General features: G+C 45.7%; 2 protein-coding genes. Both read right to left on the reverse strand.

The annotated features are described in order from the left end of the window. Positions 1-314 (reverse strand): NAD-dependent epimerase/dehydratase family protein (locus A3751_RS21140; RefSeq protein ID WP_156492712.1); only part of this gene is annotated, 314 nt, incomplete at its 3' end. Between the two features lie 51 nt (positions 315-365). Beyond that, positions 366-987 (reverse strand): sulfite exporter TauE/SafE family protein (locus A3751_RS21145; protein WP_068458795.1); only part of this gene is annotated, 622 nt, incomplete at its 5' end.

A 987-nucleotide genomic window follows, 5' to 3' on the forward strand; every position in this document is an offset into this window, starting at 1 on the left:
TTAACCGCAGGGTCAACAAGCTCTTTCTGCGAATCCTTAACGTTTACGATGTAAGGGCTTGCGGTATGCAATACATAATCACAACCATCGACGACTTTATCGTAGGCGCCTTCTTCGAGAAGATTGGCTTTGTGAAATTCTAATCGCTCTTTCGCACCTTCAAGGTTCGTTAAATAAGGATATCTATCTGGAGCACCTCGAACGGTTGCGCGCACACGATAGCCCTGAGCGAGTAATTGTTTTACTAGATGAGCAGCAATAAAACCTGATGCACCGGTGACACAGACAACTGTGCTTGCGTTTTCTTCTGACATGAATAACCCCTACTGTGATTGTTATTAGATAGAGTGCGGCCAGATCATTAACTAGGTTAGTAGAGCGGCTGCGCTAGCAAATATCGTCATCAAAAACAAAAACCACTTCAACGCTTTTTGGCTTAAGTTAATGGTTATTTTAACGGCAATGTGTGCCCCAACGATTGAGCCAATCGCAAGGATCAAGCCCGGGACCCACAATATTTGATCGTTCCAAATAAAGATAATGAGGGCAACCACAGTAAAACCAAGGGTGCATACAATCTTTAATGCGTTTGAACGGACAAGGTCGTAGCGCAAGCTACCCGCTACAGCGGCAATAAGTATAAATCCGACCCCTGCCTGAACAAAGCCACCATAAAAACCGGCTAAAAGAAGCATGGGAACAGAGCTGGCTGATTCGGATATCTTGAGTGGTATCGTTCCTTCAGGGGGAGCAACAACGGCGGGCTTGAAGAGTATAATTCCTGCCATCAGTATCATAGAGCACAATAAAACTGGTTTAAGATACTCTGCTGGCATATAGGACGCGAGGATCGCGCCCGCTAAGCCGCCAATGAGCGTCACACCAACGATCTTTTTCAAATCAGGTATATCGAGCTTACCGTGCTTGCTGAACCCTTTTGTCGCGGTTAGCGATTGAAAGAAAACACTAACACGATTGGTCGCGTTG

This window comes from Oleiphilus sp. HI0080 (assembly GCF_001635135.1).